This window comes from Methylobacterium segetis, from assembly GCF_004348265.1.
In the GTDB taxonomy this organism is placed as follows: Bacteria; Pseudomonadota; Alphaproteobacteria; order Rhizobiales; family Beijerinckiaceae; genus Methylobacterium; species Methylobacterium segetis.
Genome location: NZ_SMNT01000105.1, coordinates 1 through 23,823 on the forward strand (window position 1 = coordinate 1; position 23,823 = coordinate 23,823).

The 23,823-nt window shown below is 71.7% G+C and carries 29 protein-coding genes; 3 read left to right on the forward strand and 26 right to left on the reverse strand.

Annotated elements, in window-relative coordinates; all coding sequences use genetic code 11:
• From E1J50_RS21480 to E1J50_RS21560, 17 genes are all read right to left on the reverse strand, one after another.
• Positions 1–334: hypothetical protein (locus E1J50_RS21480; RefSeq protein ID WP_132255826.1), on the reverse strand; the 334-nt coding region annotated here is incomplete at its 3' end.
• Between the two features lie 9 nt (positions 335–343).
• Complete coding sequence (locus E1J50_RS21485; protein ID WP_132255147.1) at positions 344–673, reverse strand: flagellar protein FlgN; 330 nt, start codon at positions 671–673, stop codon at positions 344–346.
• 6 nt (positions 674–679) lie between these two features.
• The gene (locus tag E1J50_RS21490; RefSeq protein WP_132255146.1) at positions 680–1,129 is read right to left on the reverse strand and encodes a rod-binding protein; all 450 of its coding nucleotides are present in this window, start codon (positions 1,127–1,129) and stop codon (positions 680–682) included.
• Between the two features lie 50 nt (positions 1,130–1,179).
• Positions 1,180–1,584 (reverse strand): hypothetical protein, encoded by a 405-nt coding sequence (locus tag E1J50_RS21495; protein ID WP_132255827.1) that lies wholly within the window; start codon positions 1,582–1,584, stop codon positions 1,180–1,182.
• A 4-nt stretch (positions 1,585–1,588) separates the two neighbouring features.
• Positions 1,589–2,344 carry a flagellar biosynthesis protein FliR gene (gene fliR / locus E1J50_RS21500; protein ID WP_132255828.1) on the reverse strand — a complete coding sequence of 252 codons (756 nt, stop codon included), beginning with the start codon at positions 2,342–2,344 and terminating at the stop codon, positions 1,589–1,591.
• Positions 2,341–4,434 (reverse strand): flagellar biosynthesis protein FlhA, encoded by a 2,094-nt coding sequence (gene flhA, locus E1J50_RS21505; protein WP_132255829.1) that lies wholly within the window; start codon positions 4,432–4,434, stop codon positions 2,341–2,343. Before flhA ends, fliR begins: the two co-directional genes overlap by 4 nt.
• Positions 4,435–4,504: 70 nt before the next feature.
• A complete protein-coding gene (locus tag E1J50_RS21510) occupies positions 4,505–4,771 on the reverse strand; it encodes a flagellar biosynthetic protein FliQ (RefSeq protein ID WP_132255830.1) in 267 nt (88 codons plus the stop codon).
• 32 nt (positions 4,772–4,803) lie between these two features.
• Positions 4,804–5,199, reverse strand: a complete 396-nt coding sequence (flgD, locus tag E1J50_RS21515) for a flagellar hook assembly protein FlgD (protein ID WP_132255831.1) — start codon at positions 5,197–5,199, stop codon at positions 4,804–4,806.
• Between the two features lie 3 nt (positions 5,200–5,202).
• Positions 5,203–5,688: a flagellar biosynthesis repressor FlbT gene (gene flbT / locus E1J50_RS21520; protein ID WP_132255832.1), complete on the reverse strand. Its 486-nt coding sequence runs from the start codon at positions 5,686–5,688 to the stop codon at positions 5,203–5,205.
• Positions 5,685–6,032, reverse strand: coding sequence for a flagellar biosynthesis regulator FlaF (gene flaF / locus E1J50_RS21525; RefSeq protein WP_132255833.1), 348 nt, complete (start codon positions 6,030–6,032; stop codon positions 5,685–5,687). Before flaF ends, flbT begins: the two co-directional genes overlap by 4 nt.
• A gap of 62 nt (positions 6,033–6,094) precedes the next feature.
• Complete coding sequence (locus tag E1J50_RS21530; RefSeq protein WP_132255834.1) at positions 6,095–7,147, reverse strand: flagellar hook-associated family protein; 1,053 nt, start codon at positions 7,145–7,147, stop codon at positions 6,095–6,097.
• 5 nt (positions 7,148–7,152) lie between these two features.
• Positions 7,153–8,607, reverse strand: a complete 1,455-nt coding sequence (gene flgK / locus E1J50_RS21535; protein WP_132255835.1) for a flagellar hook-associated protein FlgK — start codon at positions 8,605–8,607, stop codon at positions 7,153–7,155.
• Positions 8,608–8,634: 27 nt separating this feature from the next.
• Entirely contained in the window at positions 8,635–9,873 is a 1,239-nt protein-coding gene (locus E1J50_RS21540; protein ID WP_132255836.1) for a flagellar hook protein FlgE, read from the reverse strand.
• An 80-nt stretch (positions 9,874–9,953) separates the two neighbouring features.
• Positions 9,954–11,282: a flagellar protein export ATPase FliI gene (gene fliI / locus E1J50_RS21545; RefSeq protein WP_132255850.1), complete on the reverse strand. Its 1,329-nt coding sequence runs from the start codon at positions 11,280–11,282 to the stop codon at positions 9,954–9,956.
• 16 nt (positions 11,283–11,298) lie between these two features.
• Positions 11,299–12,024 (reverse strand): flagellar basal-body rod protein FlgF, encoded by a 726-nt coding sequence (gene flgF, locus E1J50_RS21550; protein WP_132255837.1) that lies wholly within the window; start codon positions 12,022–12,024, stop codon positions 11,299–11,301.
• Between the two features lie 4 nt (positions 12,025–12,028).
• Positions 12,029–13,219, reverse strand: coding sequence for a DUF1217 domain-containing protein (locus E1J50_RS21555; protein ID WP_132255838.1), 1,191 nt, complete (start codon positions 13,217–13,219; stop codon positions 12,029–12,031).
• Between the two features lie 139 nt (positions 13,220–13,358).
• Entirely contained in the window at positions 13,359–13,922 is a 564-nt protein-coding gene (locus tag E1J50_RS21560) for a hypothetical protein (protein ID WP_245516692.1), read from the reverse strand.
• Positions 13,923–14,128: 206 nt separating this feature from the next.
• Here E1J50_RS21560 and E1J50_RS21565 point away from each other — a divergent pair, with 206 nt between their 5' ends.
• Together E1J50_RS21565 and E1J50_RS21570 are read left to right on the forward strand one after the other, a co-directional pair.
• Entirely contained in the window at positions 14,129–14,419 is a 291-nt protein-coding gene (locus E1J50_RS21565; protein ID WP_132255839.1) for a PilZ domain-containing protein, read from the forward strand.
• 327 nt (positions 14,420–14,746) lie between these two features.
• Positions 14,747–16,135, forward strand: coding sequence for a flagellin N-terminal helical domain-containing protein (locus E1J50_RS21570; RefSeq protein ID WP_132255840.1), 1,389 nt, complete (start codon positions 14,747–14,749; stop codon positions 16,133–16,135).
• Positions 16,136–16,210: 75 nt separating this feature from the next.
• Here the strand turns inward: E1J50_RS21570 and E1J50_RS21575 are convergent, their stop codons facing one another.
• Together E1J50_RS21575 and ruvA are read right to left on the reverse strand one after the other, a co-directional pair.
• Positions 16,211–16,894 (reverse strand): response regulator transcription factor, encoded by a 684-nt coding sequence (locus E1J50_RS21575; RefSeq protein ID WP_132255852.1) that lies wholly within the window; start codon positions 16,892–16,894, stop codon positions 16,211–16,213.
• A 424-nt stretch (positions 16,895–17,318) separates the two neighbouring features.
• Entirely contained in the window at positions 17,319–17,936 is a 618-nt protein-coding gene (gene ruvA, locus E1J50_RS21580) for a Holliday junction branch migration protein RuvA (RefSeq protein WP_132255841.1), read from the reverse strand.
• Positions 17,937–18,081: 145 nt separating this feature from the next.
• On the opposite strand from ruvA, the gene E1J50_RS21585 reads away from it, so the two are divergent.
• On the forward strand, positions 18,082–18,717 hold the full coding sequence (locus E1J50_RS21585) for a YceI family protein (RefSeq protein WP_132255842.1): 636 nt from the start codon (positions 18,082–18,084) through the stop codon (positions 18,715–18,717).
• Between the two features lie 7 nt (positions 18,718–18,724).
• Here E1J50_RS21585 and ruvC read toward each other — a convergent pair whose 3' ends face one another.
• The 7 genes from ruvC to E1J50_RS21620 all read right to left on the reverse strand — a co-directional run bounded on the left by ruvC (position 18,725) and on the right by E1J50_RS21620 (position 23,792).
• Positions 18,725–19,288: a crossover junction endodeoxyribonuclease RuvC gene (gene ruvC / locus E1J50_RS21590; protein ID WP_132255843.1), complete on the reverse strand. Its 564-nt coding sequence runs from the start codon at positions 19,286–19,288 to the stop codon at positions 18,725–18,727.
• A 25-nt stretch (positions 19,289–19,313) separates the two neighbouring features.
• Positions 19,314–19,937 (reverse strand): hypothetical protein, encoded by a 624-nt coding sequence (locus E1J50_RS21595; RefSeq protein ID WP_132255844.1) that lies wholly within the window; start codon positions 19,935–19,937, stop codon positions 19,314–19,316.
• Between the two features lie 13 nt (positions 19,938–19,950).
• A complete protein-coding gene (locus E1J50_RS21600) occupies positions 19,951–20,175 on the reverse strand; it encodes a DUF2188 domain-containing protein (protein WP_132255845.1) in 225 nt (74 codons plus the stop codon).
• A gap of 152 nt (positions 20,176–20,327) precedes the next feature.
• Positions 20,328–21,074, reverse strand: coding sequence for a YebC/PmpR family DNA-binding transcriptional regulator (locus E1J50_RS21605; protein ID WP_132255846.1), 747 nt, complete (start codon positions 21,072–21,074; stop codon positions 20,328–20,330).
• A 303-nt stretch (positions 21,075–21,377) separates the two neighbouring features.
• A complete protein-coding gene (locus tag E1J50_RS21610; RefSeq protein ID WP_132255847.1) occupies positions 21,378–22,139 on the reverse strand; it encodes an HAD-IA family hydrolase in 762 nt (253 codons plus the stop codon).
• Positions 22,133–22,810, reverse strand: a complete 678-nt coding sequence (rpe, locus tag E1J50_RS21615) for a ribulose-phosphate 3-epimerase (protein WP_132255848.1) — start codon at positions 22,808–22,810, stop codon at positions 22,133–22,135. The genes E1J50_RS21610 and rpe overlap by 7 nt, the downstream gene beginning before the upstream one ends.
• Before the next feature lie 121 nt (positions 22,811–22,931).
• Positions 22,932–23,792: a phosphoribulokinase gene (locus tag E1J50_RS21620; protein ID WP_132255849.1), complete on the reverse strand. Its 861-nt coding sequence runs from the start codon at positions 23,790–23,792 to the stop codon at positions 22,932–22,934.
• Between the last annotated feature and the right edge of the window lie 31 nt (positions 23,793–23,823).

Below are 23,823 nucleotides of genomic sequence, written 5' to 3' on the forward strand. Positions count from 1 at the left end.
TGTTGATGTCGTACTTGGCGAGCTTCCGGAAATCGATCGCAGGGTCGGAGTAGATCTGCCGGAACGCCTCGTCGATCACGAACGCATTCGGCGGCACCGGCAGCGTGTGCATCAGCTTCGCGTCCGCAGTGAAGACCAGAACCGTGACGACGTAGCCCTGCACCTTGCCGTCTGCGATCATCGGAATGTTGATCGGTGCGAGCTTCTGATATTGCAGGCCCTCGAGGTAGGGCTCGGTCTTCTTCGCGAAGAAGCCCCCGCCCCAGGTCACTGCCCCGTAGCAGGAGAGGATGGTGACGGCGCAGATCCAGAGGCCGGTGACGAGCACGCGCATGGAGCCGCCTCAGAGCCCGACCCGGGGGGCGTAGGTGCCGTCCGACTCCGCCGCGCGCTCCGCGGCGGCCACCGTCTCGCCGATCTCCTCGACCGCGCGCAGGTGCATGGCCACGACCTCCTGGTTGCGGGCGAGCTTGTCGCGCAGGCGCGCGAGGTGGATCGCCGCCACCGCGTCGAGACCGGCCGGGTCGAGGCCGCGGGAGAGCCGGCTGAGCTCCAGGAGGCTCTGGCTCTTCAGGTGGTTGACGGCCGCGTGATCGACGGCGCGGCGCGCGAGGAGCGCCTCGGTCTCGGCCTCGATCGTGGCCTCGAGCCGGTTCAGGCAGGCGAGCAGCATCCGGGGTCAGACCTTCTGCGCGTTGGCGGACGGCGACGCCGCGGGATGGGCCTTGTCCAGCATCCGCGCGATGCCGACGCCGCCGGCCTTGGCGATCTGCTCGCCGATCCGCTCGGCGAGCATCGACTTCCAGATGCCGCCCGCATGGCCCTTGCCGAAGACGGTCTCGGATTTCTCGGGCATCATCGCCTCGACGAATTGCTGCAGGACCAATCCTTCGAACTTCCGGTAGGGGTCGGTGGAGGGGCCGGACAGGGCGGTCCCGTTCTGCAGGCCGGTCAGGGTGCCGCGGGCGTCGAGGGGCATGTGCAGGGCGGCGCTCGCGGCGCGCACGGCATCGGTGAAGGCCGCCGGATCGCCGGGCAGCGAGAGCTTGGCGGCGGCGGCCTCCGCGCGGGCGGGCTCGGCGGCGCGCGCGACGTCGAGGACGATGTCGGTGGGCGGGCTGATGCTCATCGGGCGCCTCCTCGCGCGGAGCGGAGTCGTGGTTCTGTAGGCGTCCTGGCTTACGGGAGGCTTGCGTCACCGCGGGCGGTGATCGCGTCGAGCCGGTCGAGGATCTCGCGCCGCTCCTGCGCGCGCCGGTGCTCCCGGGCGCGGCGCTCGACCTGCGCCCCGGCCCGGCATTCGGCGAGGCCGGCCTCGCGCAGCGCCGCCTCCCGCGCCTCTGCATGGCCTCGGGCCTCCGTGGCCTGTGCCGCGAGGCTGCGCAGGCGCCGGGCGGCGGCCTCCAGCGGCAGGGCCGCCTGGGCGGCGCCGCCGAGCGCGGTGAGGAGGGCGGCACGCTCCGCCTCCAGCGCGAGGACCCGAGCCCGGGCCTCCGCGAGGTCCCGCTCGGCGAGCCGGCGCATCGCTTCCTGCACGCCCATCAGGCGCTCGGCCCGCTTCAGGCGATCTCCCGGACGCGTCATCCGCTCAGCCCTTCTGCAGCCATCGGGCGTAGGCCGCGAGGTACTCGGTCAGGAACTCGCCGGCGATGCCGTGCAGGAGGAGGAGGCCGCCGAACATCACGAAGGGCGTCGCCACGAAGTAGACGGGAAGCGTCGGCGTGAGCTTGTTCACGAAGCCCGCCGCGAGGTTCACGAGGATCGCGTAGATCACGAACGGCGCGGTGATCCTCAGGCCCAGCATGAAGGCGTCGCCGACCTGATCGACGATCCGCACGAGCAGGACCTGGGTGCCGATCCCCTCCCCCGGCGGGATGCGGCCGTAGGAATCGACGAGACCGCGGAACAGCTCCCAGTGCAGATCCGCGGCGAAGAGGAGCGCGGTCGCGGTGAGCAGGATCAGCGACTCGACCGCGGGCACCGGGTCCGTGCCCTCGACGGGCGTGCCCGGCATGCTGCCGAAGCCGACCATCACGGCGGCGGCGTTCATCACCGTCTCCAGAACGACGAGGTAGACGCGGCCGAGGAATCCGATCAGCAGCCCCGTCAGGGTCTCGGTGGCGATCCAGAGGAGCGTCTGCGCCGGGGCCTGCCCGGCGAGCCGGTCCCGGAACAGCGGCAGGACGAGCGGCGCGACGGCGAGGGAGACGGCGAGCGCGACGAGGAGGCGCACCTGCTGGGGCACGCGCGGGCTGGAGAAGCCCGGCACCACGAGGAGGCAGCCCCCAACCCGGCAGACGATCAGGAACACGCCGAGGACGGTCTCGGGCGCGAGCGGGCTCACGATACCGTGCCGAGCGACTTGATCTCGACGCCCCGGGCGATCTCGAGATGCGAGAGCACCGGCAGGGTCGGGTACAGGCGCTCGATGATCATGCGCACGTAGGGGCGCGCGTCCGGCGCCGTGACGAGGGCGAAGCCGGGCACTTCCTTCATGCGGGCGCGGATCGCCTCGGCGGCCTCCGTGCCGAACTGCTCGACGAGGCGGGGGTCGATGTCGAACTCGATCACCTCGCCCTTGGCGTCCCGCTTCAGGCTCTGGTGGAAGGAGAGGTCCCAGTTCGCCCCGAGCCTCAGCACGTTGAGGACCCCGTTCTCGGCGAGGTCCCCGCAGATCTGCTGGGCGATCCGCATCCGCACGTGCTCGACGATCTGCTCGGCCCGCCGGACATGCGGGCTGATCTCGGCCACCGCCTCCAGGATCAGGTGCAGGTTGCGGATCGAGACCCTCTCCGAGAGCAGGAGCTTCAGGACCGCCTGCAGGCCCGAATGCGAGATCTGCGACGGCGCGATCTCGTCGAGGAGCCGCTTGTACTCGGGGTCGAGCCGGTCGAGCAGGCCGCGCATGTCCTTGTAGGACAGGAACTGGGGCAGGTTGTTGCGGATCACCTCGGAGAGGTGGGTCAGCAGGACCGAGGCGCCGTCGATCGGCTCGAAACCGGTGCGGCGCACCTCGGCCGCGTAGGAATCCATCACCCACAGGGCCTTCATGCCGAAGGCGGGCTCGCGGGCCTCGTCGCTCGGCACGTCGGGGCGGGGCCCGTCACCGATCACGACGAGCATCTCGCCCGGGCGCAGCTCCTGCGTCGCCACGACCGTGCCGTGGATCAGGATCTGGTAGCTCTTCGGCGGCAGGACGATGCTGTCCGAGAGCTTGATGTCGGGGACGACGAATCCGTATTGCCGGGCGAACTTGCGGCGCATCTTGCCGACGCGGTGGGAGAGCTCGGCGTGGCTCGCCTGGAGCTGGGCCGCGACCTGGCGCCCGAGCAGGAGCTCGATCTCGGGGGTCTTGAGCGATTCCTTCACCGATTCCCGGGCGGCGGCGGCCTTCTCCTCCGCCTCGGCCGCGGCCGTCGCGGCGGCGAGCGCCTGCTTCGCCGCGAGCCGCTTCGGGATGATGGTCGCGACGAAGCCGAGGAGCCCGCTCAGGGCCACGAAGGGCAGGAAGGGCAGCCCCGGCACGAGGGCGAACAGGCCCATCAGCGCGGCCGCGACCATGAGCGCGCGCGGATAGGCCCCGAGCTGGCCGAGCACCGCCTCCTCGGCCGTGCCGCGGGTGCCGCCCTTCGAGACGAGGAGGCCCGCGGCGAGCGAGACGATGAGCGCCGGGATCTGCGAGACGAGGCCGTCGCCGACCGAGAGCTTGGTGAAGATGTCGGCGGCCTGGGCGAGCGGCATCCCGTGGCGCGTCGTGCCGATGATGATGCCGCCGAAGACGTTGACGGCGATGACGATGAGCGAGGCCACCGCCTCGCCGCGCACGAATTTCGAGGCGCCGTCCATCGAGCCGAAGAAGGCGGATTCCTCCTCCAGCTCCCGCCGGCGGCGCTGCGCCTCCTTGTCGTCGATGAGCCCCGCATTGAGGTCGGCATCGATCGCCATCTGCTTTCCGGGGATGGCGTCGAGGGTGAAGCGGGCCCCCACCTCCGCGATGCGGGTCGCGCCCTTGGTGATGACGAGGAAGTTGACCGTGATCAGGATCACGAAGACCACGATCCCGATCACGAAGTCGCCGCTCATCACGAATTGCGAGAAGCCCTGGATGACGTGGCCGGCGGCGTCCACGCCCTTCTGGCCGTTGGCCAGGATCAGGCGCGTCGTGGCGATGCCGAGCGCCAGCCGCAGCAGGGTCGCGATCAGGAGGACGGTCGGGAAGGCGGAGAATTCGAGCGGCTTGCGGATCCAGAGCGCCACCATCAGGATCAGGACCGAGAGCGCGATCGAGAAGGCGAGCCCGACATCGATCAGGATCGCCGGCACCGGCAGGAACAGCACCGCCAGGATGCAGACGATGCCGGCCGCGAAGCCGAAATCCCGCCGCGACCTCTGCTCCGCGGCGGACAGGCCGCCCACCGCACCGCTCACCGCCATGGCGCCCTCACCCTCCGCTCCCAGGCCGGAGCGGTTGTGGGGGGCCAAGCTTGCGCGAGGATGGGCGCCCTCAGAACCCCGTTCCGATGCGCCCGTACGCGGTCTCGGCGAAGGCGTAGATCTGCGCGCCGACGAAGGAGCCGGTGGCGAGGAGCACGAGCAGGATCACGAGGATCTTCGGCACGAAGGTGAGGGTCACCTCCTGCACCTGCGTGAGCGCCTGGACGAGCGCCACGAGGATGCCGACGAGCATCGCCGCGCCGACCGCGGGGCCGGCCGCGACGATCACCGTCCAGATCGCGGAGCGCACGAGTTCGAGGGCGTCGACCTCGTTCATGACAGGACCTCGATCGGCTGCGCGCGGGGCGACTAGGACACCACGATGCCGGAGGCGAGGAGCATCTCGCGCCCGTCCGCGAGGCGGGCGAGCGCGCCGTCGCCCGTGATGCGCACGGACCGGACCGTGCCCGAGACCGCGCCGTCCGCCGAGGTGACGATGCGCCCGATGATCGCCTCCGCCTGATCGAGGAAGCTGGAGGCGAGGAGCGAGTCGAGCTTCTGGTTCGTCTTCGTCGCCTGCTCCACCTGGGAGAGGGTGGCGAGCTGGCCGACATATTCCGTCGAATCCATCGGCTTCGTCGGGTCCTGGTTCTTCAGTTGCGTCATGAACAGGGTGAGGAACGCGTCGGCGTTGAGCTTCGAGGCAACGGTGCCGGCGGCCTTGGCCGCGGCCGCGGTCGTCGCCTGGGTGGCGGGGACGTCCATGGGTCACACCTCCTTGCGGGCGCCCGCGGGGCGCTTCGGCCGGCGCACGGGCGGGGCGGGCGGCAGGGCCGGGCTCGCAAGGAGAGCGCCCCCCTCCCCGTCGGGCATCAGGGCGGCCTCGGCCGGGTAGAGGGCGCGGAGCAGCTTCAGCACGTCGAACGGGCGCCCGGCCTCGACGAGGGCCTGCGCCGCGCGCAGCCGCTCGTGGATCACGGGGTCGCGCGTCGCGGCGAGGATCCCGTCCTGCAGGCTCGCGTAGAGGGCGCGGGCGGGGCCGGCATGGGCGGGATCCATCAGCATCGTCTGCGCGGCGAAGTAGAGCTGGCGCAGCGGCGTCGTGGCGTCGTCCGCCTGCAGCACGTGCCCCTCCAGCAGGAAGGTCGCCTCGTTCAGGAGCTCGATCGAGACCTTGCGGTCGACCCGCAGCACGGCGCCGTTGATGAAGACCCGCTCGCCCGCCCGCAGGGAGAGGTGCATGGCCCGGCTCATCGCAGGCCCTCCCGGATCGAGCTGTTCACGTCGATGAGCGCGGCGAGGCTCCGCTCGGGCGCGCTCAGCACCTCGCCGACCTCGCGCATGGTCCACAGGCCGATCGCCACGAGATCGGCGCGCAGACCCTCCGGCAGGCCGTTCTCCGGGTTGAGCAGGTCGGCGATCAGGACGTTCCAGAGGTCCTGAACGAGCCCGACCGCCTCCGTGCGCTCCGCGCCCTTGAGACCCTGGCGCTCGACGTCGCGCAGCAGGGAGAGGGCCCGGTCGATGGCCTCGCGCTCCCGCTCGCGGCCCGTCTCGGGGGCGTCCTCGAGAATCTCGGAATAGGGGAAGCGGTACATGCGGGCCGGTGCCTCGTGGGCTCGTGTGGTCGTCGCGCGGCGGGGCGCGCAGGCGCGGAATCTCAGGCGATGAAGGCGACGAGGCTGAGCTGGCGGAGCTGGGCGGTCAGCGCGTAGGACATCTGAAGCTGGGTGGTCACCGCGTCGACGCGGGACCTCGCCTCGGCGGGATCGACCGCCTCGAGCCGGTTGATCTCGGCGGCGAGCAGCGTGGTCTGCGACGCGATGCGGCTGCTGGCGTCGGTGATCCGGGATTGCGCCCGGCCGAGATCGGCCTGCATCGCGACGAGCCCGGCGCTCGCCTCCCCGAGGAGCGTCATCACCCGGGCGGTGGCGACCGCCTGCGCCTCGACCGGCATGGCGGCGAGGTTGAGGTCGGAGGCGATCACGTAGGCCATGGCGAGCTTGCGCAGCGCGGGGGCGTTGGCGTTCGCGGAGGTCTCGATCGTCTCGCTGAGCGAGATCCGGCTGTCGATGTTGCGGCTCGACGCCTGCGACCAGAGGCTCGTCCAGGAGGATTCCGAGGCGAGCGGCTCGAGCCTCGTGGCGAGGAAGGCCTTCATGTCGGAGGCCGTCACGCCGGCCGCGCGGGGGCTGTCCTTCGCGAAGCCGAAATGGTCCCTGAAGGCCGCCTCGACCGCCGCGCGCGCCGGGGAGGCCGGGCTGCCCGCATAGGCAGCGACCGGGGGTGCGTCGGCGCGGGTGCCGCCGAAGACGTACTGGCCGGAGACGGAGGTGTTCAGCGCCGCGGTGAGCGCGGCGAGCTGGCTCGCCGCCGTGCCGGCGGCGGCCCCGGCCCGCTGGCCGTCGGAGAGGCCGATCAGGGTCGTCTGCAGCGCGTCGGCCGCCGACTGGATCTGCTTGAGGGCGGCCTGGCTCGCCGTCAGCCGCGAGGCCGCGACGCCGTTGCCGTCACGCAGGGCCTCCAGCTCGGCGGTGCGCTGGCGCAGGACGAGGCTCTCGCCGACCCGGGCTCCGAGGGCGAGGCCGATATCGGCGTGGCGCAACTCGGCGATCTCCCGGGTGGCGTTGGCCAGCCCGGCCTGGAGCCGCGGGACCCCGTCGCGCGACGCGTTCCAGAGGCTGAGGCTCGAGATGAAGCTCGTGGTCATCATGGGCCCTATCGCACCGCTTCGAGGAGGGTTCGCAGGAGGTCGTCGACCAGGGTCAGGAGCTTGGCGGAGGCCGTGTAGGAGCGCTCAAGCTGCAGGGTCTGGGCCGTCTCGTCGTCCCCGTTGACGCCGGCCACGTTCGAGAGGGCCTCGGTGGCGCGCCCGAGGAGCGTCCTCTGGTACTCGGCCTGCGCGGACGCCCCCTTGCGCAGGCCCTCCAGCCATCCGGCGGAGGCGGCGGCGAAGGCCGGGAGCGTGGCGCTGCCCCGGAGGTCGGGGCCGGGATCGAAGGCCTGCTCGGCGCCGAGCGCCGTCACGAGGGCGCGCAGGCGGCCGGAATAGGCCGTATCGCCCGTCGTGTCGTCGCGGTACGCGGCGCCGTTCATGCCGCCGTCCCGCAGGAGCCCGAGGTCGCCCCCCTGCCGCGGGTCGACGGCCGGGTTGATCCGGATGCGGGCGGCGTAGCCGGGCGCGGCCGAGCCCGGACTGGGCAGGGCAGCGCCGAGCGTGAACAGGCCCGGCCGGCGCGGGCCGGCCGGCGCCGTCCGGTCGGCCTCGGCGAAGGCGTCGACGAGGGCTCCCGCGATGGCGTCGAGTTGTGCCTCGTATTGCGGGGCGAGGTCGTCGCGGAGCGAAGCGAGGCCGGCGACACGGCCCGAGGCCAGGCGCATCGGCGAGGCGCCTCCCGTCACCGGCACCCCGTCGATCGTCACCGCGGAGCCGGCCGTACCGGGCGCGAAGGCCGCGGTCGCGGCGAAGGAGACGGGGCGCGCGGTGCGCTCGAACAGGGGCACGCCCCCGTCGGTATAGAGCGCGAGGTCGCCGCCCTCGCGCTCGACCGTGGTGAGGCCGACCTCCTCGGAGAGCTGCGCGACGATCCGGTCCCGGTCGTCGAGGCCGTCCGAGACGTCGCTTCCGTTCGCCACGCCCTTGATCACCGCCCGGTTGGCGGACTCGTAGCGGGTCAGGAGGTCGTTGATCCGTGCGACTGAGGCGGCGATCGCCGCGTCGGCGTCGCGGCGCACGCGATGGACCGCCTCGGCCGCCGCGTTGAGGCTGCCGGCCAGGTCGCGGGCGGCATCGACGGCGTTGCGCAGGAGATCGGCCGTGTCGGGCTGGTTCGCGGCGGCCTGGAGCGCGGCGTTGAGGGCACCGAGACGCGCGGCGGGCGAGGTCGCCTCGCTCGTGTCTCCCACCGTCTGCGAGAGGGCCTTGAGGCCGTCGAGCAGGGCGGCGCGCGAGGCCGAGGCCGCGGTCGCGTCGAGCTTGCGCGCGAACAGGGCCGCGTCGCCCGCCCGCGCGACCACGACGCGCACCGCGCCGCCGCCCGTGATCAGCGTCGCGACCTTGCGCGAGTAGGACGCGTCGCTCGCCCCCGCGATGTTGCGGGAGGCGACCGCGATCTGGTTCGACGCGGCGGCGAGCGAGGTCCGCGCGGTGTTGAGGGCGAGCGAGAGGCCCATCGGTCGATTTCCTCAAGCGGTCCGGAATCAGCGCTTCAGGTTCATCAGGGTCTCGAGCAGCTCGTTGCCGGTCATGAACACCTTGGAATTGGCGGTGTAGACCGTCTGCGACTCGATCATCGCGGTCAGCTCCGTGCTGACGTCGACGTTCGACTGTTCCAGCGCGCCCGCCTTGATCGTGCCGCGGCCGTTGAGCCCGGCAAAGCCGATCAGCAGGTCGCCGGATTTCGGGCTCATCGTGTAGACGTTGCCGGCGCGGGGCTCGAGGTTGTCCGGGCTCGGCACGTCGGCCAGCGGCACCTTGTAGGCGGCGGCCCGGGTGCCGTCGGCGTAGATCGCGTAGACCGTGCCGTCGGTGCCGAACTCGGCGCCCGTCACCGAGGTCGGCGCCGAGCCGTTCGCGGCCCCGTTCAGGGCGTAGGCGCCCGCGAGCTGGGAGACGTTGCTCAGGTCGATCTTGACGGGCTGGCCGTTCGGCACCGTCACCGTGGTCGTGGTGCCGAAGGGCGGCTTGCCGTTCGCGCCGAAGGTGAGATTGCTCGTCGTCAGCGGCCTGCTCGGCAGGGTGTAGGGCGGCTTGGCCGAGGCGTCGTAGATGCTCACGGACCACGTGTCGGAGGCGGTCTTGGCGAGGTAGATGTCGAGCGTCACCGCCTGGCCGAGAGTGTTGAAGGTGACGAGGGAGGTCTTCTTCGAATAGGCCGCCCCCACCGGCACCGGGGCCGGGGTCGCGGGCAGGATCGGCTCGTCGTAGGGCAGGTTGCCGGCGATCGAGCCCGCGTTCGAGGGACGCGCCTGGGTGCCGATCTGCGAGACGTTGATCGGCACCATGTCCTGCACGCTGTTGAGCGCCGGGCTCGGCTCGCCGTTGGCGAGGCTGTAGCCCATCAGCGTGAAGCCGCCTGCGTTGACGAGGTTGCCGGTCGGCCCGTCGACCACGAAATTGCCCGAGCGGGTCAGGTAGGAGCCCTTGTTGGTGTCCTGCACCACGAAGAAGCCGTTGCCCTGGATGGCGATATCGGTCTTCGAGTTGGTGAAGGCGATCGGCCCCTGCTCGCCCACCGAGCGGCGGATCGCCGTCTCGACCGCGCCCGAATTGTAATTGCCGTAATCGGCCGATTCGAGGAGCAGCGAGGAGAACTCGGTCGAGGTGCGCTTGTAGCCCGTCGTGCCGGAATTCTGGATGTTCTCCGCCACCGTCGAGATGCGGTTCGACTGCGCGTTCATGCCGGAGACGCCGGTGCGGAGCACGCCGATGAGACTCATGCGGACACCTCGGTGGGACCTGTCGTGGGGCGCATTAGGCCCGGGCTGGCTTGCGCGGGGCTGAGGGGGGCAGCCGGGCCTCAGCCCCGCAGGGATTGGGCGAGTTCGAGGAAGGCGTCCCGGCTCGGGGGCTGGCCCGGCTCCTGGCGCATCGCCTCGTAGATGCGGGGCACCAGGGCGACGGCCTGATCGAGGTCGGCGTCGGTGCCCGCGCGGTAGCCGCCCATCAGGCGCAGGTCCCGGGTCTCCTCGAACCGGGCCATCATCGCCTTGAGCTTGCGCACGAGGTCGCGCTGCTCGGGCGTCCAGACCTCGCCCGCGAGGCGCGAGATCGAGCCGAGGAGGTCGATCGCCGGATAGCGCCCCTGCTCGGCGATGGCCCGGTCGAGGACGACGTGCCCGTCGAGGGTGCCGCGGATGCTGTCGGCGACGGGATCGTTGTGGTCGTCGCCGTCGACGAGGACGGAGAAGACGCCCGTGATGCTCCCCGATCCCTCGACGCCCGGCCCCGCCCGTTCGAGGAGCCGCGGCAGATCGGAGAACACGCTCGGCGGGTAGCCGCGGGCCACCGCCGGCTCGCCGGCGGCGAGCGCCACGTCGCGGGCGGCATGGGCGTAGCGGGTGACCGAATCGACGATGAGGAGCACCGACTCGCCGGCGTCCCGGAAGCTCTCGGCGACGGCGAGCGCCACCTTCGGCGCTTGGCGACGCATCATCGGACTCTCGTCGCCCGTCGAGACGACGATGACGGAGCGCGCGCGCTGCGCGGCGATCGGGCCCTCGAGGAACTCGCGGACCTCCCGCCCGCGCTCGCCGACGAGGGCGACGACGACGCTGTCGAACCCATCCGCCCCCGCCAGCATGGCGAGCAGCGTCGACTTGCCGACGCCGGAGCCGGCGAAGATGCCGATGCGCTGGCCCGCGCAGAGCGGGGTGAACAGGTCGAGGGCGCGCACGCCCGTGCCGAGGGGGCGCCGCACCCGGGCCCGCGCGAAGGCGGCGGGCGGATCGGCATCGAGGGCGGCCGCGCGCTCGCCCGGCCGCAGGGGGCCGGCCTCGTCGATCGGCCGGCCCAGGGCGTCGACGACGCGGCCCTTCCAGCTCGCCGCGGGCCTCAGATCCGCGGGACCGAGCCGGAAGGCCGGGGTCCCGAGGCCGGCCTCGATGCGGCTCTCGAAGACCTTCAGCGTGGCGCCCGCCTCGTCGACCCGCACGATCTCGCCGACCTGGAGCCGGCCCTGCGCCTCGAAACCCATGCGGTCGCCGAGGCGCACGAAGGGGGCGACGCCGCCGATCCGGCAGGCGCTCGCCGTGACCTCGCGGATCGGGCCGCCGACGCGCACGAGGGCGCCCTCGCCGAGCGCGCCCGCCATCGCCAGTTCCAGGCGCTCGATCGCGTCGGCCGCCATCGCCTCAGCCATCGCCTCAGCCCTGTGGCCCGAGGGTCTTGATGGCCCCCTGAAGCGAGCTCTCCGCCTCGGCCGTCATGCTGGCGGCGCTCTCGAAGGCGCGCTGAATGGTGATGAGCTTCGTCATCTCCAGGATCGGGTTCACGTTCGCGCCCTCGACGTAGCCCTGCACCACGCCGATCGCCGTGAAGTCCTGCACCGGCCGCCCGGGCAGGCTGGAGGCGACGGCGTTCGTCGCCGCCCGCGCCAGCGCCGCCTTCGGGTCGAGGGTGAAGAGGCCGAGGGCGCCGACCTGATTGGTGCCCTGGAAGAGGCTGCCGTCGCGCCCGATCGTCGGCGGCCCGGCCTGCGGGTCGAGGAGGAGCGGCGAGCCGCCGGGATCGAGCACGGGCTGGCCCGCGAGGTTTCGAAGCTGGCCCGCCGCATCCATCGTCATGCGGCCGTCGCGGGTGTAGATCGGCCCGGCCGCGCCTCCGACGCTCAGCCACGCGTCGCCCTGCACGGCGACGTCGAGGGGCGAATCCGTCTTCGTGGTCGGCCCCGCCGCCCGCGAGATGTAGGTGTCGCCCGAGCCCACGAAGGCGACCGCGCCCCGGCTCGCCTGTGCCAGCAGGGCCGAGAACTTCGTCTCCTCGGCCCGGTAGCCCGCGCTCGCCATGTTGGCGACGTTGTTCGCGGTGGTGGAGAGGCGCTTCTCCAGGGCGAGCTGGCTGGAGAGGGCGACGTAGAGGCCGTTCTGCACGCCCTCAGCTCCCCGAGACGCCGAACAGGGCGAGCACCGGCGCCTGCGTCGCGCCGTTCCGCGCGTCCCAGGTCGCCGCGAAGCGCCGCACGAAGGCGTCGAGCTTGGCCGGATCCCGAAAGCTCGCGAGGTCGATCTTCGCGGAGATCAGGCTCGCGCGGCGGGCGAGCGCCTCGCTCGTCACGACCCCGCTCGTGGCGGGCAGGCCGAGCATGGTGTTGGCGACCTGGGCGAGGGCCGGATCGCCGAGGATCTGATAGGCGCTCGTCAGGCTCGGGGCCTTGCGGGCGAAATAGAGGGCGAGGCGCACACCCGTATCCGCCTCGCCGGCCTCCGTCTCCAGGGTCTGGCGCAGGTAGGCGTCGGTGACGGAGCGAACCTGCGCGTCGGGACCGAGCATCGTGCCGAAGCCGACATCCACCGCCTTCCGGCCCTCCTCCGAGGGCGCCGCGTTGCGGATCGCGAGGGTGCGGTTCGCGCCGCCCGCGGGGTAGGAGGCGCCGGTGAGCGGGCGGGTCGCGGCGGTGGTCTCGAAGAACAGCGTGTTCTTCAGGCCGAGCCCGACCTGGACCAAGCCCTTGAGCCCGGCTTCGCCGGATGCCTCGATCTGCGCCGCCACCGCGGCGGCGATCTCGCCGGGGCTCACCCGCGACGGGTCCGCGGCGATGCCGGCGAGCCTCGTCCCGTTCAGCCGGATCGTGAGGGACCGCGTGGTCTGCGCGTCGACCTGCGTCGCGAGCGTGAAGCTCGCTTCCCCCCGGCCGGACAGGTCCGTCGTGTCCGGAAGGCCGGAGGCGGCGCCGAGCCGGGCGGGTGCCGCGGGGATCGGGGCGCCGTTCTTCAGGGCCGCGTCGGTGCCCCGCGCGGAGAATCCTCGGGTGAAGTCGAAGGCGCTCGCGAAGGCGACGTAGCGGTCGTCGGCCAGGCGGTTGGCGAAGCTCCCGGGGGCGACGCCCTCGGTGAGGACCTTCCGCATGAAGGCCTTGGCGTAGATCATGTCCTCCAGGCCGAACGCCTTCATGGCGTAGCCGTAGAGGCGCCGGTCGGCGAGGAAGGCGTCGGCCGACGCTACGGCCCCGATCCTGGCGGCGTAGTAGCGCGTGTCGCGCGCGAAGACCGGGTCGGCCGATGTCCGCTTGGTGGACGCCGCGAGATCGCGCGCGATCAGGCGGTAGCTCGTCAGCGTGTCGGTCACGGGCGCGCCTCGAGGGGCGGGCGGGAGGTCGGGGAGGTGGGGGCGACGGCCATGGCTTGCGCGCTCGCGAGGGGCCGGATGGGGCGTCCCCCGCTCTAGGCCCCGAGCCTTGCCCGGGGCTGTCGCCGACGGGCGGCCGTCACAGCAGCGCCGGGCCGATGATGGTCTCGGTGGTGATGACGACCCAGCCGGCGCCCGTGTCGCGGATGGAGAGCACCCGGCCGGCTCCCGGCAGGACGCTGCCGACCGCGACCTGCCGCAGCCCGTCGCGGCCTTCGAGGAGGGCCTGCCCCCCCGAGACCTGCCTCAGGACGTAGCCGCTCGGCGGGGCCGGGACGGGCCGCGGCGGGAGGGTCGGGCGCTCGGCGACGGGCCGCTCGGCGATGGGGCGCTCGGGCAGCGAGCCGGTGGTGAGGGGGTCGAGGTCGGGCTCGACCGGGCGGGCGGCGGCGACGCCGGTCTTCCAGGCGAAGGGGCCGGCCTGGGCGGGCAGCACGTCCCGCGTCGCGTAGGGCCGGGCGCCCGTCGAGATGGCGTAGCCGGCCAGCGCGCCGACCGTCAGGGCGAGGAGGCCGAGGCCGGCGAGCGCCGCCCGCTCCACCGCCGCCTCGCGGGCTCGCCGACGGGTGACGGTGCCGGCGAGGGGGCGCTGCGCCCGGGTCGGGGGGACGACGCCGGAGGGCTTGACGGCGGGGCGCGACATGGGACGATGCGTGTCCGGGCGTGACCTTCTTCCTAACGGAGCGTGAAGCGCGATGCTTGACGGCCGGTTAACGGCGCGTCCGGCGCGGCGATGATCGCGCTCGCGAAGCGATCCTCGCCCGGACGACGGGACGTTGATCGCGCACATGCGGATGGCCCGCGCGGGACGCCTCCCGCGCGGCGGGAATCGGTAACCGGATCAGTGGGATGGCAGATCCTGAGGAGCGCGCCGGGCGCGCGGGAGAGCGTCCACGCGCGGTGAAGCGTCGTCGCGTGATCCAGCAGGGCCGGATCGTGGCCGGCCCCGACCGCCTCGTCGCCTGCACGATCCACGACCTGTCGCGCGCCGGCGCCCGGATCCGCCTCGCGCCGCGCATCGCGCTGCCCGAGCGCTTCGACCTCCTCATTGCCGGGGACGCCCTGACGACGCACCGGGCGCGGCTGCGCTGGCGGCGGGGCGAGTTCGCGGGCGTCACCTTCGAGGATGGCGCGGATTAGGAAGCCCGGCCCATCCACAGGCGCGGGCGGCGGGACGCGCCCGGCTCCGCCCGCTTAATCGCTTGATAACGGGGCGTCCGCATAGTCGCGGCATCGGCGAAGGAATTCTCAGGCATGAGAATGGTAGCCGATGCAGGCACAGCGGACGGGTCCTCCGGACCCAGGGACATGATGTCGTTTCCGCTGATCCGGTGCGAGTCCGGACGTGTAGTGCGTCAGCGCGAGGCCCCCTCGGCGTGCCCGAGACGGTCGGCCGTTCCGCTATCCCGGTGAGAGCCCGGCCCCCGAACCCGCCCTGCCAACTCGCCAGCACCGGAAGAGTCTCCCGTGACCAGCCTCCTGACCAACATCTCCGCGATGACCGCGTTGACGACCCTCAAGGGCATCAACCAGCAGCTCGACATGACGAGCAACCGCGTCTCGACCGGACAGCGCGTCTCGAACGCCTCCGACAACGCCGCCTACTGGTCGATCGCCACCACGGTGCGCACCGACAACGCCTCGCTCGGCGCCGTCAAGGACTCGCTCGGCCTCGGCTCCTCGGCGGTCGACACCGCCTATAACGGCCTCAACTCGATCCTGACCGACCTGCAGAACGTGCGGGCCAAGCTGCAGACCGCCCTGACGCCCGGCGTCGACCGCGGCAAGGTCCAGACCGAGGTCGCCGCCATCCAGAACAAGATGAAGGCCACCGCCGATTCCTCGGTCTCCAGCGGCCAGAACTGGATCTCGGTGGATTCCAGCGCCACGACCTACCAGGACAAGCAGCAGGTCGTGGCCGGCTTCTCCCGCAATGCGAGCGGGACGATCGACTTCTCCTACGTCCAGGTGGATGTCGGCAGCATCAAGCTCTACGACGCGACCGGCACCAGCATCACGAAGCCCGCGACCGAGGCGCAGGTCGTCGCGAGCCAATCGCTGACCGGAACGGCCGGATTCCGCCCCGGCGCGGCCGTCGGCACCCGCGGGACCGCGGATTTCACCTCCGCCGTGGCCGAGCTGACGATCACGCTGGCCTCCGGCAACGCGACGATCACGCTCGACAAGGCGAGCCTGACGGCCGCCGTCCGCGATACCGCGAAGGTGACGACCGAGGAGTTCGTCGACGCGATCAACAACACCATCGCGGGCGACGCCACCCTGAAGAACAAGGTCTCGGCGAGCCTCGAGTCCCAGGGCCGCCTGACGTTCAAGACCACGGCCGCGGCCTCGACCGCGAAGCTCCAGATCGACACCACCGCCAACAACTCGATCGATTTCGGCTTCGGCGGCGCGAGCATCACCGGCCTGCAGGCCAGCGGCACCAATGCCGGCACCACGATCGGCAAGGGCATCCTCGACAGCGATGCCGGCACCTACACGGCGCCCGGCATGTCGGGCGCCTTCACGGTCGCGAAGTTCGACATCTCGAAGCTCGTCGGCACCAAGGGCGACGACGACCTCCGGGCCATCATCAACGCGGTCGACAAGGCGATCGGGCAGGTCACGGATGCGGGCACCAAGCTCGGCGCCAACAAGACCCAGATCGACGGCCAGAAGACCTTCGTGGACACGCTGATGAAGGCCAACGACCGCACGGTCGGCATCCTGGTCGACGCGGATGTCGAGGAGGAATCGACGAAGCTGAAGGCCCTGCAGACGCAGCAGCAGCTCGCGATCCAGGCGCTCAGCATCGCCAATTCGAGCAGCCAGAACGTGCTCTCGCTGTTCCGGTAGGATCATCCCGGCGAGGCCGGGTCCGCGAGACGAAGGCCGCGCCCGGACGGGCGCGGCCTTTCTCGTTGAGCGCCCTCACCCGACGAAGGTGTAGCCGGCGAGGCGCTTGGCCTCGATCGGATCGTAGCCGAGGCGCTGGCGCAGCTTCTTGCGCAGCTTCGAGATGTGGCCCTCGACCACGCTCTCCTCGACCTCCGTCTCGTGGCGCGCGTAGACCGCGTTGAAGATCTGGCTCTTCGTCACCGGGCGGCCGCGGTTCCTCGCGAGGTATTCGAGGATGGTGCGCTCGCGCCGGGGCAGCATCAGGCTCGTTCCGTCGATCTCCGGATCGCGGCCGTCCGTGTAGACCCTGAGCCGGGCGCCCGGGTCGGGCGTCGCGCTGACGCGGGTCTCGCCCCGGTTCATGCGGCGGCGGATCGCGCTCGCCCGGGCGAGGATCTCGCGGACATGGACGGGCTTGCGCACCACGTCGTCGATGCCGGCCGTGAAGAGCGCCAGCGTCTGCTCCAGGGAGCGGGTCTCGTTCAGCGCGATGATCGGCGCCCGCGAGAGGGTGCGCAGCGCGGCGGTGCAGGTGGCGCGGTCGGCGCAATCGCCGAGCACGAAGCCGTCGATCGTGGCGAGATCCTGGGCCGGAGCCGTGTCGAGCCAGGTCCGGAAATCCGGTGCGGGGAGGCTGCGGGCGGGCACGCCCTCCTCACCGAACCCAGCAACGTAATGCGCGGCAACGCTGTGCCGCTCGTCGACGACAATGTACACCCTCAACCCCCATGATCGGCAAGCGTCGTCGCGCGGCCTTCACGCGCGGGCGCGCGGCCGTTCTTGTGAGGAACACTTGCAGTCTGATGCCGATGGCCGGGCTGTATGCTTGCGAAATTCGTGGGCTATACTGGCCCCGGCCGTCTCACGAACCGTCCCGTTAACGGTTGCGCAAGCAAGCATTCCGGGCCAAATGGTTAACGAGTCGTTAACCGGGAGGCCGGCCGACGGGCCTGTGGCCGGCGGGCAACGAGATTGCAGCCAGAACTCGGCAGCCTCCGGAGCCGCTGCATTCAGGGATTGCGGTCGCGCTGGTTCGGGCGGGGCGGCCCGGCCCGAAACGCCCTGGCGGCCCCGATCAGGGCACGCCACATCTGCAGCCGATTCGGCGCAGCCGGACCGCGCCGAGTGGGGCCGGCTGCGCCTAGCGGGCCAACTCGCGCAGGCCGAGGCGGATCAGGGTCTTCGCCTCCGCCCCCTCCCCCGCGCCCTTCATGGCGGCGGCGACGGCGGCCGAGGCCTGGACCTGGGGGTAGCCGAGATTGACGAGCGCCGAGATCGCGTCCGCCACCGGCTGGGGCGCGGTGCGGTCCTCGACCGCCCCGGTGAGCGCGATCAGGGCGGGGTCGATGGGGGCGAAGGCGGGCGCCTTGTCCTTGAGTTCGGCGACGAGCCGGGCGGCCAGCCGCGGCCCGACGCCGGGGGCGCGGGCGATGGCGCCCTTGTCGCCCGTGGCGATGGCGGTGGCGAGGTTGGCCGGCTCGAGCACCGAGAGCACGCCGAGCGCCACGCGGCTGCCGACGCCCTGCACGGTCTGGAGCAGGCGGAACCACTCCCGCTCCGCGTCCGAGCGGAAGCCGTAGAGGCGGATCATGTCCTCGCGGACATGGGTTTCGATCGAGAGCTCCGCCGCCTCGCCGGGCTGCGGCAGCCGCTGCAGCGTGCGGGCCGAGCAATGCACCACGTAGCCGACGCCGTTCACGTCGAGGATGACGAAATCCTCGCCGTAGGAATCCACCAAGCCCCTGAGCTTCCCGATCATCGAGCCGTCCGTCCCGTCCTGCCGGATGCCCTACAGGGTTCCGGGTCCTGTCGCCAACGCGGCCTTGAGCCGCCGGTGGGTTCGTGAAATCAAGGTCCGCGCCCCGACCGGGGCAGAGCCACCCGACGATTCGAGCGACAGCCCGATGCGCCAGACCGCGCCCCTCCCCTTCCGTGCCGTTGCCGGCCTCGCCGCCGCCCTCATCCTCGCCGGCCCCGCCGCGGCGGAGAATGCGGGGGCGCCGACCGCCGACCCGACGCAGGTGCGCCCCGGCGCCTACCGGCTCGATCCCGCCCACGGCAAGATCACGTGGTCGGTGAGTCACCTCGGCTACTCGACCTATTACGGCCAGATCACCGACGTGGCGGCGCAGGCCCAACTCGACCCGAAGGAGCCGGGAAAGAGCCGGATCACGGTCACGATCGGGATCGACAGCGTCAACGGCCTCAACGACAAGCTCAACCAGCACCTGAAGACGCCGGACTTCTTCGACGCGGCGAAATTCCCGACCGCGACCTTCACCTCCACCTCGGTGGAGCCGACGAGCCCGACCACGGCCCGGGTCAACGGCGACCTCACCCTGCGCGGCGTGACGAAGCCCGTCTCCTTCGACGCGACCTTCAACCAGGCCGGGATCAGCCCCGTCGACAAGACGTACACGGTGGGCTTCGACGGGCGCACGGTGCTCAAGCGCTCGGATTTCGGCATCAACGCCTTCCTGCCCGTGCTCGGCGACGAGGTGTCGCTGCGCCTCGAGGGCGAGTTCAAGGCAGTGGAGTAGCCGGCCCTCAGCCGCGGGCGAGCGCGGCGGCGATCCGGGCCGCCGCCGGGCCGCCGACGCCCGCCGGCAGGTGCCGGCTCTTGAGGGCGTGCGCGCCGCGATGGTTGGCGTGGGTGATGGCGATGGCGAGCGCGTCCGCCGCGTCGGCGAGCTTGAACTCGGCCTTGGGCAGCAGGAACTTCACCATCGCCTGGATCTGCACCTTCTCGGCGTGGCCGGAGCCCGCGACCGTCTTCTTGATGAGGTTGGCCGCGTACTCGAAGACGGGGACGCCGGCGAGCGCCGGCACGAGCAGGGCGACGGCGCGGGCGTGGCCGAGCTTCAGCGTCGCCTGCGCGTCCTTGTTGACGAAGGTCTCCTCCACCGAGACCTCGTCGGGCCGGAACGCCTCGACGGTGCGGGTGATGCCCTCGTAGAGCTCGCGCAGGCGCAGCGCCAACGGCAGGTCCCCGTCCGAGGTGATGACGCCGCAGCCCACATAGGCGAGCTTGGAACCGGCCGCCTCGATCACGCCCCAGCCGGTGCGGCGCAGGCCCGGATCGATGCCGAGGATGCGGACGGGGGCATTCATGGGGTCTCTCCTGATGCGGCGGACCCTAGCGGTTCGCAGGATGCGCCGCCACCCACTGCCGCATTCCCGTGAGCAGTTCGGGGATGGGCAGTCGCTCGACATCCCGGTCCGAGTAGCCGCGCTCCGTTAAGGCATCGTAGTTGTCGGCGACGAAGTCGTTGAACCGGTCCCACATCGCCGAAGGGCCGGGAGCGCTCAGGTTCTCCTCGGTCGCGAGCCAGTTCCGGACCTCGCTGAGCACGCTGAGCGGCTCGTTGCCGTGCACGGCGATGTCGGAGTTCGACAGGTCGGACAGAGCGGCCTGATAGCGGTATCGCTCGGCCTCGAGGATCAGGCACTTCTTGGAGCGGAACGCCTCGGCGCCGTAGAGGCGGCAGCCGACATCGAGTCCCAGTTCGAACGGCATGTTCAGCCGATAATACTCGCCCTTGCGCGTCGCCTGGATCCGCGACAGATCGTGGATGCCGAACCGAGATTCGCGGATGAGCGCGACGATCTTCTCGATGCGCGGCTCGCCCGAATTCAGGCGCTCCAGGGCGATCCTGGGTTCGTAGCCGAGATCCAGCACGCAGAAGAGCAGCGGCCGCAGGAGCGGCAGATAGGCATCGTCGAACGGACAGTTGACGAAGACGTTCGTCTCGAACGGCACGCGCCGCGTTCCTTCAGCCGCGCGTCGCCTCCGATCCGACGCCGTATCGATCCCGGGTGCTGATCGTGCCGTCCCGACGATGGACGTAGAGATCCGCCCCCTCCTCGCGAGCCCGCTCGCGCGCGTAGCGGATCGCCTCGGCCTGCGTGGCGAAGATGCGGGAGGCGCGCGCCGCCCCCGACGCGCGGACGCTCCAGCGGCCGCCGGGACGCGAGATGACGTGCTGGGCCTTCTTCATCGCGGTCGCCGGGCCGTTCTCACCTGAGCCGGGTCCGAATTTTGTCCTACGCGCCGCGGAAGGCAAGTCCCCGACCGCGGCCCGCCTCGGCCCCTACGAACCTGTGATCGCCCGCGCCAGCGCGGGGAACGCGGCGGCGCGGGGACGGCCCATCACGCCGCGAGCTTCGCCATCAGCGCCTCGGAGAGGGCGAAGTTGACGTAGACGTTCTGGACGTCGTCCTGGTCCTCGATCACCTCGACGAGGCGGATCAGCTTCTCGCCGGTCTCGTCGTCGACCTCGATCGTGGTCTGCGCCTTCCAGACGAGGGCGGTGCGGCTCGGCTCGCCGAAGCGGGCCTCGAGCGCCTTCGTCACCTCGCCGTAGGCGTCCTGCGCGCAGGTGATCTCGTGGCCGTGCTCGTCCGAGCGCACGTCGTCGGCGCCCGCCTCGATCGCGGCCTCCAGCATCGTGTCGGCATCGGCCACGGACGCCGGGAAGGCGACGAGGCCGACCCGGTCGAACAGGAAGGCGACGGCGCCGGTCTCGGCGAGGCTGCCGCCGGACTTGGTGAAGGCCGAGCGCACGTCCGAGGCGGTGCGGTTGCGGTTGTCGGTCTGCGCCTCGACGATGAGGGCGGCCCCGCCCGGGCCGTAGCCCTCGTAGCGGATCTCCTCGTAATTCTCGCCCTCGCCACCGGCCGCCTTCTTGATGGCGCGCTCGATGTTGTCCTTGGGCATGTTCTCGGCCCGGGCCGCGAGGATCGCGGCGCGCAGGCGCGGGTTCATGGCGGGATCGGGCGTGCCGAGCTTGGCCGCCACCGTGATCTCGCGGGCGAGCTTGCCGAAGACCTTCGAGCGGACGGCGTCCACCCGGCCCTTGCGGTGCATGATGTTCTTGAACTGGGAATGGCCGGCCATGGCGTGACCTTGTCGGTTCGTTCGCGACGGAGAAAGGCGACCGCCACCCGGCCCCATCCTCGACGTCGCCGCGTTGGGAAGAGCGCGGTTATAGGCCGGCGCCCCGGCGGGAGGCAACGCGAGCGATGACGGGACGGGCGCCCGAGCGGCGATCGGAGAGGGACGGAGGCGGGCCAGGGGCCGGGAACCGCCCGGGGGCGGGCCGGGGCTGGCTCCGGCTCGGCGTCGCGGCGGCCCTCGGCGCGCTCGCGGGGGCGACGCTGTTCCCGCGGAAGGCAGGCGGGGACGAGGCGGCGCCGGGGGTCAGGCGGCCGCGCTCTCGCGGCGGGCGTGCCACTCCCTGAGGGCGGCGAGCGTCACGACGCCGCCCGGCCATTCGAGGCCGGCGATGTGACGGTGCGGGCGGCCGGGCTCGCCGAGGTCGGAGAGGGCCGAGAAGGCGCCGTCGAGGCGGTGGCTCTCGGTGTAGCGGCTGCGCGTGGCGACCACCGGCAGGCCCGCATCGAGGGCCGAGCGGATGCCGGCGGCCGAATCCTCGAAGGCGACGGCCTCCTCAGGCCCCACGCCGAGGCGGCGGAGCGCGAGCTCGAACACGTCGGGCGCGGGCTTCTTGCGGGCCGCCTCGTCGCCGCAGGCGATCACGTCGAAGGGGCTCGCGCCCCGCGGGAAGTTGACCTCGACGAGCCGGTCGACGTTCGGCCGGCTCGTGGTCGTGGCGACCGCGAGCCCGACGCCCTCGGCGCGCGCCTCCGCCAGGAGCCGGGCGATGCCGGGGCGCAGCCCCAGCGCGCCGCTCACGACGAGGTCCCCGTAATGGCGCGTCTTGAGGTCGTGGATCTCCGGCAGGCGGGCGCGCAGCGCCTCCGCCGCGTCGGCCTGGGCGGTCTCGATGTAGTGGAGGAGGCGCTCCTTGCCGCCCATCACGGTCAGCAGGTCGGCGTAGAGGGGCGGGTCCCAGCGCCAGGGCAGCCCGAGATCCGCGAAGGCGCGGTTGAAGGCCTGCCGGTGCAGGTCCTCCGTCTCGGCGAGCGTCCCGTCGACGTCGAAGATCAGGGCCCTCAACACGACAGGGCACTCCCCCCGGCCCCGGCGCGGATCGCCGCGATGTGGCGGGCGTAATGCTCCGGCCCGTCCCGGAAGACGGCGTTGCCGGCCACGAACACGTTGGCGCCCGCGGAGGCGGCCCGGGTCACCGTCTCGGGGCCGATGCCGCCGTCGACCTCGATGTCGAGGGCGCGGCCCGCCGCCATCGCCCGCACCCGCGAGACGGTCTCGAGCGCGCTGCCGATGAAGCTCTGGCCGCCGAAGCCGGGATTGACCGTCATGACGAGGACGAGGTCGATCATCTCGAGGAGGGGCTCGACCATTGCGGCCGGCGTGCCGGGATTGAGGGCGAGGCCGGCGCGCTTGCCGAGGCCCCGGATGGTCTGGAGCGAGCGGTGCAGGTGGGGGCCGGCCTCCGCGTGGACCGTGATGATGTCGGCGCCCGCCTCCGCGAAGGCGGCGAGGTAGGGGTCGGCCGGGGCGATCATCAGGTGGACGTCGAAGACCTTGCGCGAGTGCCGGCGCAGGGCCTTGATCACCGGGGGGCCGAAGGTGAGGTTCGGCACGAAATGCCCGTCCATCACGTCGAGATGGATCCAGTCGGCGCCGGCCGCGTCGACGGCGCGCACCTCCTCGCCGAGCTTGGCGAAGTCGGCCGAGAGGATCGAGGGCGCGATGATGGGGCTCGTCATGGGCAGAACGGGGTCCTGAAAGGTTGGGGACCGCGGGCGTCTCTCGCACCGCGGCATCATGCTTGAGGCGGCCTCCGACGGGAAGTTCGCCATTCGGGTATGGCGCCCGTGCCGCAGGGGGTCAGGCGAGGCGGCGGCGGCGCTCGACGAGCTGCATGATGATCGGCGTCAGGATGAGCTGCATCGCGAGGTCGAGCTTGCCGCCCGGGATCACGATGGAATTGGCCCGGCTCATGAAGCTGTCGTGGATCATCGAGACGAGATACGAGAAGTCGATCCCCTTCGGGTCCTTGAAGCGGATCACGACCATCGACTCGTCGGCCGTCGGGATCCAGCGGGCGATGAAGGGGTTCGAGGTGTCCACCGTCGGCACCCGCTGGAAGTTGATGTCCGTCCAGGAGAATTGCGGGCAGATCGTCTGCACGTAATCGGGCATCCGGCGCAGGATCACGTCGGTGACCGCCTCCGTCGAGTAGCCGCGGAACGAGCGGTCCCGGTGCAGCTTCTGGATCCATTCGAGGTTGATCACCGGCACCACGCCGATCTTGAGGTCGGCGTAGCGGGCGATGTCGACGCTCTCGTTGACGACGCAGCCGTGCAGGCCCTCGTAGAACAGGAGGTCGGAGCCCGGCGGGAAATCCTCCCAGGCGCTGAAGGTCCCGGGCGGGGCGCCGAACTTCGCCGCGTCCGCGGCGTCGTGGGCGTAGTGCCGGGTGCGGCCGCTGCCGGATTCGCTGTAGGTGCGGAACACCTCCTCCAGTTCCGGGAGCAGATTGGCGCGGGGCGCGAAATGGCTCAGCGTCGGCTCGGCCGCCATCTTCGCCCGCATGCTCTCCCGGTCGAAGGCGTGGAAGGCGTCGCCCTCGATATAGACGGCGCTCACGTCCTCGCGGCGGAAGATCTGCTCGAAGGTGTTGCGGACGGAGGTGGTCCCGGCCCCAGAGGAGCCGGTCACCGAGATGATGGGATGGCGGGCGGACATGGGCTGATCGACGTGAGTTCCCCTCCGGCGG